Raw genomic sequence first — 18,125 nt, 5'->3', positions numbered from 1 at the left:
GACGATGAAATCTGTTGCTGTGGCCGCTTCGGCCGCAATCGCCCTTCTATTGCCTATGACCGGCGTGCGCGCCGAAGAGCCGATCAAGATCGGGTTCGCCATCGCGGAATCCGGCTGGCTTTCGAACTACGACAGCGCGCCCTTCAAAGCGGCGGTCATGAAGATCGAGGAGATCAACAAGGCTGGCGGCCTGCTGGGACGCCAGATCGAATATTCTGTCATGGACACCAAGACGGACCAGGCTCGCGCTGCAACTGTCGGCGCGCAGCTCGTCGATGGCGGCGTCGACATGCTGGTCGTCTCCTGTGACTACGATTTTGGCGCCCCGTCGGCGCTCGCCGCCAAGCAGGCCGGCAAGATCGCCTTCAGCCTGTGCGCCGCCGATCCGAAGATGGGCGTCCAGGGCGTCGGTCCACTCACCTTCACCGCCAACAGCGCGGCGCAGTCGGAAGGCATCGCGATTGCCGAATATGCCCAAAAGAAGATGAACCTGAAGTCAGTCTACGTGCTCGAAGACCTGACGATCGAATACAACAAGTCGGCCTGCGCCGGATTCCGGGCGGCCTGGGTCGCGGGTGGCGGCGAGGAAACGATCCTCGGTAACGACACCTTCAAGAACGACGACCCGTCGATCGCCTCGCAGATCACCCGCCTCAAGGGGCTTGCAAAACAGCCGGACGCGGTCTTCGTCTGCTCGTTCACGCCGGGTGGCGCTTCTGCCGTGCGCCAGCTGCGCGCCGCCGGCATCGACCAGCCGATCCTCGCCAACACGGCGATGGTCGACAATTATTGGCTCAACGCCGTACCGGGCCTGAAGGATTTTTACCTGCCCGCCTTCATGTCGCTCTACGGCGATGACCCGCGGCCGGAGATGAACAAGTTCCTTGAAAGCCACAAGGCGCGTTACGGCGAGCCGCCGGTCTCCTCCTACTCGGTTCTGGGCTACAGCCTCATCGAGCAGTGGGCGTATGCGGTCGAGCAAGCGAAGACGACTGAATCCGAAGCCGTGGTCGGCGTCATGAACTCCTTCAAGGACCAGCCGTTCACGGCCGGACCGACCTCGTTTACCGATCAGTTGCATATCCAGGTCGACCGCCCCTGGCTGATCATGAAGGTCGAGAGCGGCTCCTTCCACGCCGTCGAGGTCTACCGGAACTCGTTCAAGCCGGACATGAAGCTCCTGTTCCGCGTCGGTCAGTAACCGACCGCGATCCGCCGGCCGCATAGTGGTGCGGCTGGCGGAACCAAATCTCCTGGAAAATTCACAGCCGAGCTTACGGATAGGTCTCGCCCGATATGTCACGCCCATCGAAAAGATCGGGATCGAAAGAACGGCTGGAAGCCCGCGGTGTCGCCGTCGCCTTTGGCGGCATCCGGGCGCTCAACGGGGTCGACCTCGAACTCAGCCGCGGCGAAGTCCTCGGCCTCATCGGTCCGAACGGCGCCGGCAAGACGACGATGGTCAATGTGCTGAGCGGCTTCCAGCGGCCGACGAGCGGCAGCATCCGCCTTGACGGCATCGACGTCTCGCGGCTGACTGCCCGCAAGATCGCCCAGGCCGGCATCGGCCGAAGCTTTCAGGCGGCCCGGCTGTTCCGGACAATGACGGTGGAGCAGAACCTCTCCGTTGCGGCGATCGGCGGCGGGCTGTCTCGTCGGGAGGCCCGTGAGCGGGCGCTCGACATCCTCGACTGGATGGGCCTCGCGGGGAAGGCCGATCACCGTTGCGACAGTCTTTCCTATGGCGACGAGCGGCGCGTCGGCATCGCCCGAGCACTCGCCTTGCAGCCGTCCTTCGCGCTGCTCGACGAGCCGGCTTCCGGCATGAACGACGCTGAGTGCGAGGCGCTGATGAAAGTCATCGCCGAGCTGCCGGCCCGCTTTGGCTGCGGCGTGCTGCTGATCGAACACAACATGAAGGTGATCATGGGGGTGTGCCAGCGCATCCATGTGCTCGATGGCGGGCAGAGCCTCGCCGAAGGCTCGCCGCAGGATATCCGGATGAACCCCGCCGTTCGCCGCGCCTATCTGGGCGAAAAAGCGGCCGACAGCACACTCGCGATCTAGGACCGGACGCCATGGCCAACATCGTTCAAGTTCTCGTCGATGCCATCGCGCTGGGCAGCCTGTATGCCCTTGTCGCGTTGGCGATCGGCCTCGTCTTCGGCGTCATGCGGCTCGTCAATTTCGCGCAGGCCGACTATATCACCATCGGCGCCTATGCGCTGGTCGTGCCCACGGCGAGCGTCACGCCGCCGTTGCTGCTCGGTGCGCTTCCCGCTGCCCTCATGATCGGCGGCGTGCTTTTCGTGGTTGTCGTGCTGGCGCTGCTGACGGAGCGCGTCGCCTTCCGACCGCTGCGCAATTCCAACCCGTCGACGCTGCTCATCTCCTCCTTCGCCGTCAGCTATTTCCTGCAGAACCTCGTCATGCTCATCCATACCGGCCGGCCTAAATCGGTCGGGATCGGGCAGAGTCTCGCAAATGCGGTGGAAATCGGCGGCGTGCGCGTTCCGGGCGTGCAGCTCCTGACCATGGGCGTCACCGCCGGCCTGCTCGTCGCGCTGGTTCTCTTCCTCAAGAAGACACCGCTCGGCATCCAGATGCGGGCAGCGGCGGAAAACTTCCAGATGGCCCGGCTGCTCGGTATGCCGGCGAACCGGGTGATCGCGCTCGCCTTTGCCATTTCGGGCCTGCTCAGCGGTGTGGTCTCCCTGCTGCTCACGATCCAGACGGGCACGCTCGATCTGCGGATGGGCCTGATGCCCGTCGTCTACGGCTTCTTCGCCACTGTTATCGGCGGCATGGGCTCGCTGCCGGGGGCAGCACTTGGCGGGTTCCTCGTGGGTGTCGCCAGCGTGCTCCTGCAAACCTACCTGCCGGCCGATCTGCGCCCCTTCCGCGATGCCGGTGTGTTCACGCTCGTCATCCTGATCCTCCTCGTCCGCCCGCAAGGCCTGATCGTCACCAGCGCCGCGAAGGAACGTGTGTAATGAAGAGCAAGACCATGCCATCCCTTGCCGCGATCGGCCGCTTCTGGTTTCCAGTGCTGGCGCTCGTCGTGCCGCTCGCGCTCATCGTCGTGGTCACCGGCCACTTCGGCGGCCTGTCCCTGCAGCGCACCGTCATCGAAATGCTGATCAGCATCGTCATCGTCGTCGGGCTTTACGTCTTCGTCGGCAATTCCGGCATTATTTCTTTCGGCCATGCCACCTTCATGGCGATCGCAGCCTATGCCTCGGCCTGGCAGACCTGCTGCGAGATGCTGAAGCCGATCACCATGTCCGGCCTGCCGCATTTCCTGCGCGACCAGAGCATTCCGCTGCTGCCGTCCGCCATCGTCTCGGTGCTGCTCGCCGGCGCCGCCGCCTTCCTCACCGGCCTCGTCATCATGCGGCTCACGGGCCTTGCGGCGTCGATCTCCACGCTTGCTGTGCTCTTCATCCTGAACGTGGTCTATTCCAACTGGGACAGCGTCACGATGGGCTCTGCCTCGATCGTCGGGCTACCGACCTATGTAACGGCCTGGCTGGCGCTCGGCTGCGCCGTTCTCGCGATCGTCATCGCCTATCTCTACCAGATTTCCGCCTTCGGCCTTGCGATCCGGGCGACGCGGGAAGACGAGGTCGCGGCCGCCGCGTCGGGCATCTCGCTCTACTGGTCGCGGCTCATCGCCTTCACGCTCTCGGGCTTTCTGGTCGGCCTCGGCGGCGTGTTGCAGGCGCATTACCTCGGCACCGTGTCGATCAACAATTTCTTCCTGAGCTTCACCTTCCTCGCGCTCGCCATGCTCATCGTCGGCGGCATGGGCAGCCTTGCCGGCGCGGTGGTCGGCGTCGTCGTCATCACGGCGATGGTCGATATCTTCCGTCGCCTCGAAGGGGGGATCTCGATCGGCGGCCAGCAGTGGTCGCTGCCGGCGGGAACGCAGGAGCTTATCATCGCGGGCTTTATGCTGTTGATACTGGTCTTCCGCAAAGACGGGATCATGGCAGGGCGAGAAATAGGCCTGCCGCAGCAGCCACACCGCGAGAAGGGGCTCATCAATGGCTAACAATCTCTTCAATACAGACGAGCCGATCGGCATCATCGACCACCGGATGCTGTCCGACCAGGTTTCGACGTTGCTCGTGCGCGAACTGATCTTCGGCCGGCTCCAGCCCGGCCAGCGCATCAACGAAGCGGAACTGGCCCGCCAGCTCGGGATCAGCCGCAATCCCATCCGCGAGGCGATCCGCCGGTTGGAGGAGCGTGGCCTGCTCGTCGCGGTTCCCCGCAAGGGCACCTTCGTTCGCACTTTCCTGCACAGCGATATCGACGAGATCTTCTCCTTCCGCGTCGTCGTCGAACGTTTCGCGATGGAACAGGCGCTGCCGCAGATGACGGATGCCGACATCGACCGCATCGCCGGTTTCGTCGATGCCATGGTCGCGGCCGCCAATGCCAATGACGAGATCGCGCTTGTCGAGAACGACCTCGCCTTCCACCTGGAGATCTGCCGGCTCTCGAAGAACCGCCAGACGCTGCACGCCTTCACCAACATCCAGGCGGAAGTACAGATGCTGATCACGATGGCGGAACGCCAGTTCGAGAGCCAGATGGCGGCGGCCGTCGATCACTGGCCGGTCGTCGAGGCGCTGCGCACCCGCAATCCCCAAAAGGCGATGGATGCCGTCCGCGATCATATCCGCGATTCCTGGCGTCACCTGCTTGAAGCTTACGACCGGGAAAAACCCCGCTCGTCCTGATCCTATCCATGAGAAATGAGGACATAATGCCTGACAGCAAAATCATCGGCATCGACATCGGGGGAACGTTTACCGACTTCGTTTCCTACGATGCGGCGACCGGCACCATCGAAAACTGGAAGAACCTGACGACGCCCTCCGAACCGATCGAAGGCGTGCTCCAGGGGCTCGCGCAGGTGGAGGATGTCGCAAGCGTCGACAAGATCCGTCTCGGCACGACGATCGCCACCAACGCGCTGCTGACGAGGCGCGGCGCGAAGGTCGCCTATGTCACGACCACCGGTTTTCGCGATGTTCCCTTCATCCAGCGCGGCGATCGCCGCAGCCACTACGACATTACCTGGATCAAGACCAAGCCGTTGATGAAGCGCGCCGACACCTATGAGATCGGCGGGCGTTTCAGCGCCAAGGGCGAGCTTGTCACGGCGCTCGATGAGGCGGCCGTGCGCGAGGTGGCCGCAACGATCAAGGCCGACGGCACGATCGAGGCGATCGCCGTCTGCACGCTGTTCTCCTATATCGATCCGAGCCACGAGCAGCGCATCCGCGACATCCTCGCGGAAGAACTGCCCGGCATGCCGATCTCGATCTCCTACGAGGTGCTGCCGAAGTGGAAGGAATACGACCGCGCCTCGACCACGATTGCCGACGCCTATCTGAAGCCCATCGTCTCCGACAATTTCCATCGCATGCAGAAGCGCCTCGATGGCATCGGCATCGGCGACAGGATCGGCGTGATCAAGTCGAACGGCGGTGAATCGACGCTGAAAGGTGCTGCAGAAGCGCCGGTGCAGATGACGCTCTCCGGCCCGACCGGTGCGGTCGTCGCCACCCGCGTCCTCTCCGAACTCACCGGCATCAAGAACCTCGTCACCTTCGACATGGGTGGAACCTCGACCGATTGCTCGACCGTCGTGGACGGCATGGAGCATGTGACGACGAGTTTCGAGATCGAATGGGGCCTGCCGATCCAGATCCCAATGATCGACATCCACACGATCGGCGCCGGCGGCGGCTCCATTGCCTGGATCGACAAGGGCGGCATGTTGCGCATGGGCCCGCAATCGGCCGGTGCGGCACCGGGGCCTGCCTGCTACGGCCGTGGCGGCGAGAATGCCACGGTGACGGACGCCAATGTCGTGCTCGGCCGCATCAACCCCGACTACTTCCTCGGCGGCAAGATGAAGCTCGACGCCGGGGCGGCGCATCGCGCGGTCAAGACGATCGCCGACCAGCTCGGCCTCGAGGTCGATGCTGCTGCCTTCGCCATGGTGCAGATCGCCAACAACAACATGCTTGGCGCTCTGCGTGCCGTTCTCCTCCAGCGCGGCCTTGATCCGCGCGACTTCTCGCTCGTCGCTTCGGGTGGCGCGGGGCCGGTGCATATCTGCGACCTGATGGATATTTCCGGCATTCCGCATGGCATCGTGCCGAACTATCCCGGCCAGTTCTCCGCCTTCGGCTTCATCATGACCGATGCGCGCGTTGACCGGCATCGCACGGTGCAGCAGATCTCGAAATACTTCGACGGTGCCCGCGCCACGGCGGCGATGACGGAACTGGTGGATGGCGCCATCGCCGAGCTGGTCTCCCAGGGCTACCAGCAGAAGGTAGAGGTCTACCGCTCCATCGAGGCCCGCTACTTCGGCCAGAATCACGAGCTGGAACTGAGCTTCCCGGCCAACCAGTTCACCGAGGAGACCATAGCAAGCCTCTGGGAACGCTTCCACGAGGAGCACCAGAACCGCTTCGGCTTCTCCATTCCGGGTGAGACCATCGAGACGGTCAATCTCAAGGTCGTCGCCGTCGCCGTCTCCGAAAAACCGAAGATGCGGGAGCTCGAAAAGGGCGAAGGCACGCCGGCGTCCTCCGGCAGCCGCAAGGTACGCTTCGAGGACGGCTGGCACGACGTAAAGACCTACGACCGCGGCGCGTTCAAGCAGGGGCAGACCGTCGCCGGTCCCGCCATTGTGGAGGAAAGCGCCTCCGTCACCATTTTGCAGCCGAAACAGACGCTCCGCGTCGACCGGCTCGGCAATCTGATCATTTCGGCCTGAGGAGTACCATCATGGACTTCGTTACGATGAACATTCTGGAATCCAGCATGGTCTCTCTCTGCAAGGAGATGGGGATCGTGTTGATGAAGACGTCCTATTCGACGATCTTCAACGAGGCGCTCGACTTCACCTGCGGGCTTGCCGACATGAACGGCGACATGATCGCGGTCGCCGACTATTGCCCGGCGCAGATCGGCGGCATGCCGCTGCTCGTCAAATCCTGCCTCAAGGAGATCCCGATCGACGAGATCGAGGAGGGCGACGTCATCCTGCACAACGACCCCTATCGCGGGGGCCTGCATACGCCGGAGCACACCTTCTTCAAGCCGATCTTCGTCGACGGCGAGATCATGGGCTTCGCCGTCGCCATCGGCCATATCGCCGAAGTCGGCGGCATGGCGCCCGGCGGCTTCTGCGGCGAGGCGACGGAAATCTTCCAGGAGGGACTTCGCATTCCGCCGGTCAAGATCAAGAAGCGCGGCAAGGACAATATCGAGGTCTGGAAGCTGCTTCTCGCCAACGTGCGTACGCCGCGCGTCAACTATGGTGATCTGCGCGCGCTCATCGCCGCCGTCGACCTCGGCGAAAAGCAGATGACGCAGATCTACCAGAAGTACGGCAAGGAGAAAATCAAGGAGACGGTCAACGACTTGCTGCTCTATTCGGAGCGTCGCATGCGTGCCGAACTGGAGGCGATCCCGGACGGCATCTATGCCTTCTCCGACAAGATTGAGAGCGACGGTATCGACGCCGACCGCACTTACACGGTCGCTGTCGAGGTGCATAAGCGCGGCGGCGAGATCATCGTCGACTATCACGGTTCCTCGCCGCAAGCCTCCGGCCCGATCAACGCGACGCTCGGCGTTGCCACATCGGCGGCCTACAACGCCGTGCTGCACATGACCGACCCGACGATCCCGCGCAATTCCGGCTGCTTCCGGCCGATCCGCGTCATGGCGCCGCCCGGCACCATCGTCAACGTGGACTTCCCCGCGCCGGAAGTCGGCGGCAACACCGAAACCCATCCACGCATCGTCGGCACGATCCTCGGCGCCATGGCCCCGGCGATCCCGAACCGGGTGATGGCGGCGGAGGGTGCCACCCACTGCAACTTCGTCTTCGGCGGCGTCGATGCCGACACAGGCGAGTATTTCGCCTGTTACGACCTCGAAGCGGTCGGCTGGGGCGGCCGCGCCTTTGCCGATGGCAATGACGGCGTCGACTCGATCAACGGCAATTGCCGCATCACGCCGGTCGAAGTCTACGAGACGCGCTTCCCCTGGCGCATCGAGAGCCTCGCCTTCAACGTCGATGCCGGCGGTGCCGGCGAATATCGTGGTGGGGTCGGCTATTCCAAGCAGATGCTGTGCCTTAACGACGAAATCATCTGCTCGCAGATGACCGACCGCCATCTGCTCGCCCCCTGGGGCCTGAACGGCGGCACGGAAGGCGGCGTCGGCGCGACGCTGGTCATGAAGAACGGCCGCGAAGACTGGCAGACGATGCGCGAGGCCTATGGCAAGGCCTCGACCAGCCGCTATTCCAACGTCTCGATCCGCCGCGGCGACCGCGTGCGGCTCGTCACCCCCGGCGGTGGTGGCTACGGCGAGCCGGCAAAGCGCGATCCGGCGGCGGTCGCGGAGGATGTCCGCGAGGGCTACGTCTCCAAGGCGGCCGCCCAGAAACACTACGGCTATCAGGAGGCCTGAGACCATGAAGTTTTCGCTGAACGGGCTTTACATCGAAAGCTACACGAAATGCGCCAATTGCGGCGTGCTGATCTATGAGGCGTCGGCCGAGGATTCCGCCCGCAGGAAGACGCATGACGGGAGCATCTATTGCTCTCAGGAATGCGTCGACTGGAAGATCGAACGGGACGCCCGCCGCCCCAAGGCCGCCGTCTAGAGCCGGATGATTTCAGCCCGTATGGCCTGAAATCCTAATCCGCCTCCAAATCAAAGAGATAGAGCATGATGTCGTCCGAAACCGCTTCACACCTTTCGGCATCATGCTTCGGGATTGATGCGCCGGCCCCGTCCGCCAGGGATGGGGCCGGCCACTTGAAGCGCCGCGATAGCGCCGCGCCATAACAAACTGTCCAAGGAGATACCCATGTCCACGAACGCTGCCTTCACGGCGCGGCGCGCTGCCGCCATTCCGGCTGGCCTGTCGAAACATCTCGACGTCTATATCGAGAAGGCGGAGAACGCCGAACTGTGGGACGTCGAAGGCAAGCGCTACATCGATTTTGCCGCCGGCATCGCCGTCAACAACACCGGCCATCGCCATCCCAAGGTGGTCGAGCGCGTGCGCAACCAGCTCGACAAGGTCACGCACACCTCGTTCCAGACCACGCCCTATATCGACTATGTCACGGTCTGCGAGAAGCTGAACGAGCTGTTGCCGGGTGACTTCCCGAAGAAGACTTTTCTCGTCTCCACCGGCGCCGAGGCCGTGGAAAACGCTGCCAAGATTGCCCGCGCCGCAACCGGTCGCTCGGCCTTCGTCGCCTTCTCCGGTGCTTTCCATGGCCGCACGCTGATGGCGATGACGCTGACCGGCAAGACCAATCCTTACAAGGCCGGCTTTGGTCCGCTGGTGCCGGATGTCTTCCACCTGCCGTTCCCGATCCCTTATCACGGCATTTCCGAGCAGGAATCCCTGACCGCGCTCGACCGCTTCTTCCGCTCCGAGGTCGACCCGACGCGCGTCGCGGGCATTTTCGTCGAACCAGTGCAGGGCGAGGGCGGTTTCTACCCGGCGCCGGTCACCTTCCTGCGCACGCTGCGCGATATCTGCGACAGGCACGGCATCCTGCTGATCGCCGACGAGATCCAGACGGGCTTCGCCCGCACGGGAAAAATGTTCGCGATGGAACATGCCGGCGTTGCCGCCGATATCGTCGTCATGGCCAAGGGCCTTGGGGGCGGCTTCCCGATCGCTGCCGTCACCGGCCGCGCCGATATCATGGACAAGATTCCGATGGGCGGCGTCGGCTCCACCTTTGCCGGCAATCCACTATCATGCGCGGCGTCGATCGCGGTGCTGGAGATCATCGAGGACGAGAAGCTGATTGACCGCGCCAACGAGGTCGGCCGCCGGCTGAAGGCGGTCTTCGAGGGCTGGCAGGAGGGCAACGAGTTTTCCTGCATCGGCGAGGTGCGCGGCCTTGGCGCCATGGTGGCGATCGAATTCGTGCGTGACCGCGAGACGCGCCAGCCTTGGCCTGAACTGGTGAAAGCCATCACGCACACCGCTGCCGAAAAGGGCCTGCTGCTGCTCTCCTGCGGCGTGCATGGCAATGTCGTGCGTGTGCTGACGCCGCTGACCATTCCCTTCGACCATCTCGACGAAGGCATTGCCATCCTCAAGGACAGCCTGCGGGCGGCACTGGAAAAGGTGGAGCGCGGACAATGACGCTCGCGCTGCTTCACGACCAGGCCTTCATCGATGGCGCCTGGGCCGGGGCGGACACGGGCGCGACCTTCGATGTTCGCAATCCGGCGACGGGCGCGGTTCTCGCGCGCGTCGCCGATCTTGCGGCCGCCGACGTCGAGCGGGCGATCCTTGCGGCCGAGCGCGCGCTCGTGGACTGGCGCCAGCGCCCTGCCAAGGAACGGGCCAAGCTACTGCGCGCCTGGTTCGACCTGATCACCGCCCATACCGAGGACCTTGCCCAGCTGATCACGGCCGAGCAGGGCAAGCCGCTCTACGAGGCACGCGGCGAGGTCGCCTTCGGCGCCTCCTTCGTCGACTGGTTCTCGGAAGAAGCCAAACGCGTCTATGGCGACGTCATCCCGTCGGCCGGTCGCGACCGGCGTTTCATCGTGTTGAAACAGCCGATCGGCGTTTGCGCTGCCATCACGCCCTGGAACTTCCCGCTGGCGATGATCACCCGCAAGGCGGCGGCGGCACTCGCCGCCGGCTGCACCATGGTCGTCAAACCCTCCGAGGAAACGCCGCTGACGGCGCTCGCAATGGCCGAGCTTGCCCGGCAGGCCGGCATTCCGGCCGGCGTGCTCAACATCGTGCCGTCGAAGAATGCCGCCGGCATCGGGCGCCTGCTCTGCGAGCATCCGGTGATCCGAAAACTCTCCTTCACCGGCTCGACAGCAGTCGGCAAGCTTCTGATGCGGCAGTGCGCCGATACGCTCAAGAAACTGTCGCTGGAACTCGGCGGCAATGCGCCGTTCATCGTCTTCGACGACGCCGACCTCGATCTCGCCGTCGCCGGTGCTATCGCCTCGAAATTCCGCAATTCCGGCCAGACCTGCGTCTGCACCAACCGCATCTATGTGCAGGACGGCATCCACGCTGCCTTCGTGGCAAAGCTGACCGAGCAGGTTGCTAGCCTGAAAGTCGGTGACGGCGCCGCGCCGGAGGTATTGCAGGGGCCGCTCATCAACGCGAAAGCCGTGGCGAAAGTGGCAGAGCTTGTCGACGACGCCGTGGATCGCGGCGCGCGCATCGAGACTGGCGGCAAGCCGCATGCGCTCGGCGGCACCTGGTTCGAACCGACCGTGCTGAGCGGAATGCAGGCGCCGATGCGGCTGGCACAGGAAGAAGCCTTCGGTCCGATCGCTCCGGTCTTTCGCTTCAAGGACGAAGCGGAAGTCATCCGCCTCGCCAACGACACGCGCTACGGCCTGATGGCCTATTTTTACGCCCGTGATGTCAACCGCATCTGGCACGTCCTCGAAGAGTTGCAGTTCGGCATGGTTGGCATCAACGAAGGCCTGATCTCCACCGAGCTTGCCCCCTTTGGCGGCATCAAGGAAAGCGGTTTCGGCCGCGAAGGCTCCAAGTACGGCATCGAGGAATATGTGGAGCTGAAATATGCCTGCTTCGGCGGGCTGAAGGTGGGGTGAGGCATGGCGCTTGTTATTCGCCAGACAGGAGCAGGCCCAGAAAGGGACTAAGATGCCAGATCGAAAAGTCGCCCTCGTCGTCGGTGCATCGCGAGGCCTGGGTCTCGGGCTCGCTCATGCCTTCGTGTCACGCGGATGGGAGGTGATAGCGACCGTACGCAGCGCGCATGGCCGCGGCGCCCTGGAAACCCTTGCCGGCAATGGGTTGGTTTCCATTGCACACATGGACATCAACAAACCAGAAGACATAGCGGCCCTTCGGAAGATGCTCTCGGCGCGCGCGCTCGACGTTTTGTTCGTCAATGCGGGCGTTGCTATTGACCCTTCCATTGCCGCGGAAACCGTCTCGACACAGGACTTCGTGGACGTCATGGTCACGAACGCGCTTTCTCCGCTGCGCGTCATTGGAGCGCTCCACGATCTGGTCGATCCCGAAGGCGTTGTCGCAGCGATGTCTTCGGACATGGGCAGCATCAACGACAATGCCGGCGGCGGATGGGAGATCTATCGCGCCAGCAAGGCGGCCCTCAATCAGATGATGAAAAGTTTCGCGGTCCGCAAAGGAGACGGGCGAACCTATATCGCCATGTCGCCGGGATGGGTACGCACGGAGATGGGTGGCAATGGGGCGCCGCTCGACATAGAGACGAGTGCCGCCGGAATTGCCGAGACACTGATCGCCCGTTCGGGCGCTGGTGGCATTCATTTCGTCGATTTCCGCAACCAACCCCTTGCTTGGTAGGCACTGCGCAGACTGCGTGACGTCGCGCGCAGTTGTTCCTGTCCACAGTGCGTCGCTCGGCCTCGCCGATCATCGTGCTCGCGCTGCTGGCTCTCGTCATTCAAAGCTTCGCCGAGCCATACCAGGCCCGTTTCTTTCCGGCTAGCGGTCGGTCGGGCAACGGCCCGACGTTGCCGATCCAGGCACGGCAGCTTAGCGCCTGAAGTCGGCCGTTAAAGTCGACTGTGCCACCGCCCGGAGCAGACATTGCCGGCGACCGTGCCACAGATCGCGTTTGCGCCTCAAAGGCGGCCTTGGAAGCACCCGCATACGCGGGCGCCCACCAATCGGATTCCAATAGTTTTTGAAATTCCGCAAATTGCTCTGGGTCCATCCATCCGCGGACCTTCACCCCACGGCTTAATGCGTCCGGAGCAGCTGCTTAACTGAACAAACATAGGCCCGGCCCGTCTCACAAAGTGGTTGTACTCGACCTTGGCGACCGGTTACTAAAGGGCCAGTTGTCGCGGCGGTTCGAGATCCTGGGATAGTCTTCCTCATTTGCCAGCGGTGCTAGGTCAGATAGGCCGTCTCGGGGTTTAGATCAGTCGAAATGGAGCGAACGGGCATGGGCATTCTGGACTTCATTTCCAAGCAATTTATCGACGTTATCCAGTGGACTGCCGACGAATCGGGCGTGCTGGCCTATCGTTTCCCGATGTCGGGCATGGAAATTCAGAACGGCGCCCAACTCGTGGTGCGCGAGACGCAGAAGGCAGCCTTCTTCAATGAAGGCAAGATCGCCGACGTCTTCGGGCCAGGGACCTACACGCTCAACACCCAGACGCTGCCGGTGCTGACCTATCTGAAGAACTGGGACAAGTTCTTCGAGTCCCCCTTCAAGTCGGACGTGTATTTCTTTGACACCAAGGACCAGATCGACCGCAAATGGGGCACCACCCAGCCCCTCACCATCCGCGACAAGGAATATGGTCCTATCCGCCTCCGCGCCTTCGGCAACTATTCCTATGCCATCGGCGATGTCGAGATGTTCTGGTCGCGCCTGGTCGGCACGGCCGAGCGCTCCACCTCCGAGATGATCGAAGGGCAGCTGCGCGGTATCATCCTTACGGCCATCGCCACCACGCTCGGCCAAAGCAGCGTCGCCTTTATCGACATGGCGGCCAACCAGGAAGCATTCTCGCAGAAGCTGGCCGAGGCGATCGGTCCGGCGCTTCGGGCCTACGGCATCGACGTCAAGAGCTTCTACGTACAGAGCCTGTCGCTGCCGGACGAACTCCAGCGCGTTCTCGACAAGGTGAGTTCGATGAACATGCTGGGCGACCTCAATCGCTATGTCCAGTTCCAGACTGCCGAATCGATCCCGATCGCTGCCGAGAATCCGGGCGGCCTGGCGGGGGCGGGGGCCGGCCTGGGAGCAGGGCTGGCGATCGGCCAGGCCATGGCGCAGGGCTTCGCCAACCCGGCCGCTCCGTCATCGCAGGCCCAAGCGGCGCCAGCCGCACCGACCGAGGATCCGATCCAGCTTCTCGAAAAGCTCGGTGGCTTGCTTGCCAAGGGAATCCTGACGCAGCAGGAATTCGATGCCAAGAAGGCCGAACTGCTGTCCCGGATCAAGTGAGAGCCCGGACACTTCATCCTTGCCGACGCCGGGAGGTCCGGCGTAGCCAACCGCCAACTCAGGGTTTTCATGCGCAAGTTCGACTGCCCGTCCTGCGGCGCGGATGTCACCTTCCGGTCCGCGCAATCGGTTTATGCCGTCTGTGCCTATTGCCAGTCCATGGTGGTGCGCACGGATGTAGACGTGACGTCGATCGGCATCATGGCCGCCCTGCCGGACGATATGAGCCCGTTGCAACTGGGCAGCGGCGGCTATTTCGAGGAGCAGCCCTTCACGCTCATCGGACGCCTGAAGATCGGCTGGCGCGATGGGCTGTGGAACGAATGGCACCTGTTGATGGCGGATGGCCGGCGCGGCTGGATCGGCGAGGCACAAGGGGCCTTTTCCATCAGCTTCGAACTGGAGGGGGCCTTGCCCGACGACGTTACGGCGACCTTTGAATACTGTCTGCCGCTGCTGAAGGGTGGCGAGGGCGCCGACGAGGCAAGGCCTGGCTTTTTGTTGGAACTCGGCGGCACCACGCTGCGGGCAGTCGATATCAAGCTGGCGACCTGTCTGGGATCTGAGGGCGAACTGCCCTTCGCCGCGCCGAAGGGGCGACGGACGGTCGCGATCGATTGCGTCGGCAAGGAAGGCGAGTTCGCGACGCTCGATCATGATGGCCGCGAGGCCCATGCGTATGTCGGCCGCTATGTGGAATGGGACGCCTTCCGCTTCACCAATCTGCGGCCGCTGGAGGGATGGTGATGGGCGACCAGACTTCGACCATGCCGTCCGCCGAGCCGGCGCCGCCGACGCGCGCGCCCGCCAGGCCGCGCACCTTCGCCTGCCCGAACTGCGGTGGGCCGGTCACGCTGCGCGCTGTCGGCCAGTCGATCACAGCCACTTGCAGCCAGTGTTCGTCCCTGATCGATGTCGCCGATGAAAATCTGAACATCATCAAGACGGCGCAATCGGCGATGCAGGACGCCGAGATTCCGATCGGCGCGCGAGCCCGGCTTGGGGATGTCGAATGGGAAGTGGTCGGTTTCATGCGGCGCTGCGACGGGCCCGGCGACTTTCAGTGGACCGAGTACCTGCTGTTCAATCCCTATCACGGCTATCGCTTCCTGGCCGAGGAATACGGCCACTGGACCTTGGTGAAGATGCTAAATCGCGACGTACCGGGCGCGGGCAGCCAGGGCCAGATCACGGCGATGGGACGTACCTACCAGTTCTTTGGCAAGGGCTTTGCTCGCACCACTTATGTCGCCGGCGAATTCTTCTGGCGAGCATCGACCTCGGACGTTACCGCTGTAACCGACTATATCGCGCCGCCCTACCGGCTGATGGTGGAGAGGAACGATGAGGAGATCATCGTCTCCGAGGGCGAGTATCTCGGTGCGCGCCTCGTCGCCGACGCCTTCAAGCTGCCCCTGCGCGTGCCTTCGTCTTCCTCCGCCGGCGTCAGCCAGGTCAATCCGTACAAGGTGTCCTTCGCCGTAATTGTCGCGGCGGTGGTTGCCGGAACGCTGCTGCAATTCGTCTCGCTGGCGATGTCAGAAAACAACCTCGTCAGTGCGCAAACCTACAATCTGACCGCCGCCGACAAGGGCAAGACCCTGTCCTCAGGGCCGTTCCGGCTGGAAAAGGAAGGCAATGTCGAGATCGAAACCACCTCGTACCTCAACAATGACTGGCTTGAGCTCGACATGGCGCTTGTCAACATGGACACCAACCAGGGCTATCCGGTGTTCCAGGCGCTGGAGCATTACAGCGGGCAAGATTCCGACGGCCCCTGGGAGGAGGGCGGCTATGAGGAGACCTCGCTGCTGCCGCCGGTTCCGCCCGGCACCTATCAATTGCTGATCGAGCCCGATGCAGGACTGTTCTCCAAGGCGCCGTCACCGGTGCAGCGTGTCGCCATCTCTGTCCGACATGGTGTGCCGGTCTGGTCGAACTACCTGATCGCCATGGCGCTGCTGCTGGTCGTGCCGGGTTTCGGCATCGCCAGGCGATCGCTGTTCGAAAAGTCGCGCTGGGAAAAGGGTGGTGTTGCCGAGTGATGCGAGGAGGGAAGACATGAGCAAGCTGCAGATGATCTATGCCACGCTGGTCGTGCTCGCCATGTCAGCGGCCAACTTCAACGGCTATGCCGTGACCGCGATGTTCAACGGCAAGCAGGCCGCCAATCGCGGCGTCAACGAATATCACAAATAGGGGCTTTCAATGGATGTGACCGGTCTGATCGATTTGAAACTCGTAGTTGCCTCTTTGGTCTATTCGAGCCTGGGCCTCTTCGTCTTCGTCATCGCCTTCGTGCTGCTTGACCTGCTGACCCCGAAGGTGCACGTCTGGAAAGAAATCTGCGAGAAGCAGAACATGGCGCTGGCGATTTTCCTGGGGTCGGTGGCGATCGGGATCGCCATCATCATCGCCTCGGCCATTCATGGTTGACAAGCGATCTTCCGGCGAGTCGGCGTAGGGCGCTTTCGTGGAAATCCTGCTTCTCTTTTCGGCCTTCGTCATCGCGACCTGCGGGCTGATCTACGAATTGATCGCCGGCACGCTGGCGAGCTATCTGCTCGGCGATTCAGTCACGCAGTTCTCCACCATCATCGGCGCCTATCTCTTCGCCATGGGCGTCGGGTCGTGGCTTTCGCGCTATATCGAACGCAACCTGCTCGCCCATTTCGTCCGCATCGAGGTCATGATCGGGGCGATTGGCGGTTCCTCGGCCGCAGTGCTCTTCATCCTGTTCGACCAGGTCGCCTCCTTCCGCTTCTGGCTCTATTTCCTGGTCGGCGTGATCGGCATCCTGGTCGGCGTCGAAATTCCCCTGCTGCTGCGCATCCTGGAAGGGCGGCTCGCCTTCAAGGACCTGGTCTCCAAGGTCTTTACCTTCGACTACATCGGCGCGCTCTTCGCCTCGCTGCTCTTCCCGCTGGTGCTGGTGCCGCATCTCGGCCTGATCCGCTCCGCCTTCCTGTTCGGCATCCTCAACACCATGGTGGCGATCTGGATGCTCTATGCCATCAAGGCCGACATCATACCCCGGCGGGGGGCCCACAAGGCCGCGGCCTTCACCGTGCTGGTGCTGCTCGGGGCCGGCTTTGTCTGGTCTGAACGCATCCAGTCGATCTCGGAGGCGAGCATTTATCCAGGCACAGTGATCTTCGCCGAATCCACGCCATACCAACGCATTGTGGTCACCCGCCAGAAGCGCGACATCCGCCTCTTCCTCAATTCGAACCTGCAATTCTCGTCGCTGGACGAATATCGCTACCACGAGGCGCTGGTGCATCCGGCGATGAGCGCGATGAAGGCGCCACGCAAGGTGCTGATCATCGGCGGCGGCGACGGCTTGGCGCTCCGAGAAGTATTGAAATATCCAGCAGTCGAGGCCGTGACCATGGTCGATCTCGACCCGGCCATGACACGCCTGTTCTCCAGCAACGAGTTGATGACGGCCCTCAATGGCGGCTCTTTGTCCTCGCCCAAGTTGACACTCATTAATGCCGACGCCTTTCTCTGGCTTCGGGAACAGAAGCCGGCGGCTCAGCGCTTCGATGCCGCGATCATCGACCTGCCGGATCCTTCCAACTTCTCGATCGGCAAGCTGTACTCGCTCACCTTCTACCGCCAGCTGAAATCGGCGCTGAACGATGACGGCATCGTGGTGATCCAGAGCACCTCGCCGCTCATCGCGCGCAAATCCTTCTGGTGCGTCGACAACACGCTGGCAGCGGCCGGTTACCAGACCGCCGCCTATCATCTTTTCGTGCCGTCCTTCGGCGAGTGGGGCTTCATCATCGGATCCTTCTCGCCCTATCGGGTACCAGAGCACCTGCCCGAGGGGCTGCGCTTCCTCGACTTGCCGACCATGAAGGCGATGTTCCAGTTTCCGCCTGACATGGCGCATGTCGCCACCGCGATCCAGCGGCTCGATGACCAGCCGCTGGTGCGCTATTTCGACGAGGAGTGGGGCGATTACCTCATTTATTGAGAGCCGGCGCGCCGGTCTTCGGGCCGGCAAGAAACTGCCGAAGATGCCAACCGGGCGGTCGGTATCGCGCGCGACGGCTGACGCGTCGCTGCCGGCACGCCGGA

At 63.0% G+C, this 18,125-nt stretch carries 17 protein-coding genes; all 17 read left to right on the top strand.

The window, feature by feature from the left end; all coding sequences use genetic code 11:
• The first annotated feature begins 4 nt into the window (after positions 1 to 4).
• The 17 genes from ABVQ20_RS34570 to ABVQ20_RS34490 all read left to right on the top strand — a co-directional run bounded on the left by ABVQ20_RS34570 (position 5) and on the right by ABVQ20_RS34490 (position 18,021).
• Positions 5 to 1,201 carry an ABC transporter substrate-binding protein gene (locus tag ABVQ20_RS34570; RefSeq protein WP_354464312.1) on the top strand — a complete coding sequence of 399 codons (1,197 nt, stop codon included), beginning with the start codon at positions 5 to 7 and terminating at the stop codon, positions 1,199 to 1,201.
• Between the two features lie 95 nt (positions 1,202 to 1,296).
• Positions 1,297 to 2,067, top strand: coding sequence for an ABC transporter ATP-binding protein (locus ABVQ20_RS34565; RefSeq protein WP_354464311.1), 771 nt, complete (start codon positions 1,297 to 1,299; stop codon positions 2,065 to 2,067).
• An 11-nt stretch (positions 2,068 to 2,078) separates the two neighbouring features.
• A complete protein-coding gene (locus tag ABVQ20_RS34560) occupies positions 2,079 to 2,993 on the top strand; it encodes a branched-chain amino acid ABC transporter permease (RefSeq protein ID WP_354464310.1) in 915 nt (304 codons plus the stop codon).
• Positions 2,993 to 4,054, top strand: coding sequence for a branched-chain amino acid ABC transporter permease (locus ABVQ20_RS34555; protein ID WP_354464309.1), 1,062 nt, complete (start codon positions 2,993 to 2,995; stop codon positions 4,052 to 4,054). Before ABVQ20_RS34560 ends, ABVQ20_RS34555 begins: the two co-directional genes overlap by 1 nt.
• Complete coding sequence (locus tag ABVQ20_RS34550) at positions 4,047 to 4,748, top strand: GntR family transcriptional regulator (RefSeq protein WP_354464308.1); 702 nt, start codon at positions 4,047 to 4,049, stop codon at positions 4,746 to 4,748. The genes ABVQ20_RS34555 and ABVQ20_RS34550 overlap by 8 nt, the downstream gene beginning before the upstream one ends.
• Before the next feature lie 26 nt (positions 4,749 to 4,774).
• Positions 4,775 to 6,805, top strand: a complete 2,031-nt coding sequence (locus tag ABVQ20_RS34545) for a hydantoinase/oxoprolinase family protein (protein ID WP_354464307.1) — start codon at positions 4,775 to 4,777, stop codon at positions 6,803 to 6,805.
• A gap of 11 nt (positions 6,806 to 6,816) precedes the next feature.
• Entirely contained in the window at positions 6,817 to 8,514 is a 1,698-nt protein-coding gene (locus tag ABVQ20_RS34540) for a hydantoinase B/oxoprolinase family protein (RefSeq protein ID WP_354464306.1), read from the top strand.
• 4 nt (positions 8,515 to 8,518) lie between these two features.
• Positions 8,519 to 8,710, top strand: coding sequence for a hypothetical protein (locus tag ABVQ20_RS34535; RefSeq protein WP_354464305.1), 192 nt, complete (start codon positions 8,519 to 8,521; stop codon positions 8,708 to 8,710).
• 207 nt (positions 8,711 to 8,917) lie between these two features.
• Positions 8,918 to 10,222: a 4-aminobutyrate--2-oxoglutarate transaminase gene (gabT, locus tag ABVQ20_RS34530; protein ID WP_354464304.1), complete on the top strand. Its 1,305-nt coding sequence runs from the start codon at positions 8,918 to 8,920 to the stop codon at positions 10,220 to 10,222.
• The gene (locus ABVQ20_RS34525; RefSeq protein ID WP_354464303.1) at positions 10,219 to 11,673 is read left to right on the top strand and encodes an NAD-dependent succinate-semialdehyde dehydrogenase; all 1,455 of its coding nucleotides are present in this window, start codon (positions 10,219 to 10,221) and stop codon (positions 11,671 to 11,673) included. The genes gabT and ABVQ20_RS34525 overlap by 4 nt, the downstream gene beginning before the upstream one ends.
• A gap of 52 nt (positions 11,674 to 11,725) precedes the next feature.
• Positions 11,726 to 12,415 (top strand): SDR family NAD(P)-dependent oxidoreductase, encoded by a 690-nt coding sequence (locus ABVQ20_RS34520; protein ID WP_354464302.1) that lies wholly within the window; start codon positions 11,726 to 11,728, stop codon positions 12,413 to 12,415.
• A 607-nt stretch (positions 12,416 to 13,022) separates the two neighbouring features.
• Positions 13,023 to 14,036: an SPFH domain-containing protein gene (locus tag ABVQ20_RS34515; RefSeq protein ID WP_354464301.1), complete on the top strand. Its 1,014-nt coding sequence runs from the start codon at positions 13,023 to 13,025 to the stop codon at positions 14,034 to 14,036.
• Positions 14,037 to 14,105: 69 nt separating this feature from the next.
• Positions 14,106 to 14,783, top strand: a complete 678-nt coding sequence (locus tag ABVQ20_RS34510) for a DUF4178 domain-containing protein (RefSeq protein WP_354464300.1) — start codon at positions 14,106 to 14,108, stop codon at positions 14,781 to 14,783.
• Positions 14,783 to 16,081: a DUF4178 domain-containing protein gene (locus ABVQ20_RS34505; RefSeq protein ID WP_354464299.1), complete on the top strand. Its 1,299-nt coding sequence runs from the start codon at positions 14,783 to 14,785 to the stop codon at positions 16,079 to 16,081. Before ABVQ20_RS34510 ends, ABVQ20_RS34505 begins: the two co-directional genes overlap by 1 nt.
• A 16-nt stretch (positions 16,082 to 16,097) precedes the next feature.
• The gene (locus tag ABVQ20_RS34500; protein WP_354464298.1) at positions 16,098 to 16,235 is read left to right on the top strand and encodes a hypothetical protein; all 138 of its coding nucleotides are present in this window, start codon (positions 16,098 to 16,100) and stop codon (positions 16,233 to 16,235) included.
• A 9-nt stretch (positions 16,236 to 16,244) separates the two neighbouring features.
• Positions 16,245 to 16,472, top strand: a complete 228-nt coding sequence (locus tag ABVQ20_RS34495) for a DUF350 domain-containing protein (protein ID WP_354464297.1) — start codon at positions 16,245 to 16,247, stop codon at positions 16,470 to 16,472.
• 37 nt (positions 16,473 to 16,509) lie between these two features.
• A complete protein-coding gene (locus tag ABVQ20_RS34490) occupies positions 16,510 to 18,021 on the top strand; it encodes a polyamine aminopropyltransferase (RefSeq protein ID WP_354464296.1) in 1,512 nt (503 codons plus the stop codon).
• Positions 18,022 to 18,125 lie beyond the last annotated feature (104 nt).

The sequence above is a fragment of the Mesorhizobium shangrilense genome (assembly GCF_040537815.1).
Lineage (GTDB): Bacteria > Pseudomonadota > Alphaproteobacteria > Rhizobiales > Rhizobiaceae > Mesorhizobium > Mesorhizobium shangrilense.
The sequence above is the reverse complement of the archived record's forward strand: the minus strand, read 5'-3'. Positions and strand labels throughout refer to the sequence as shown.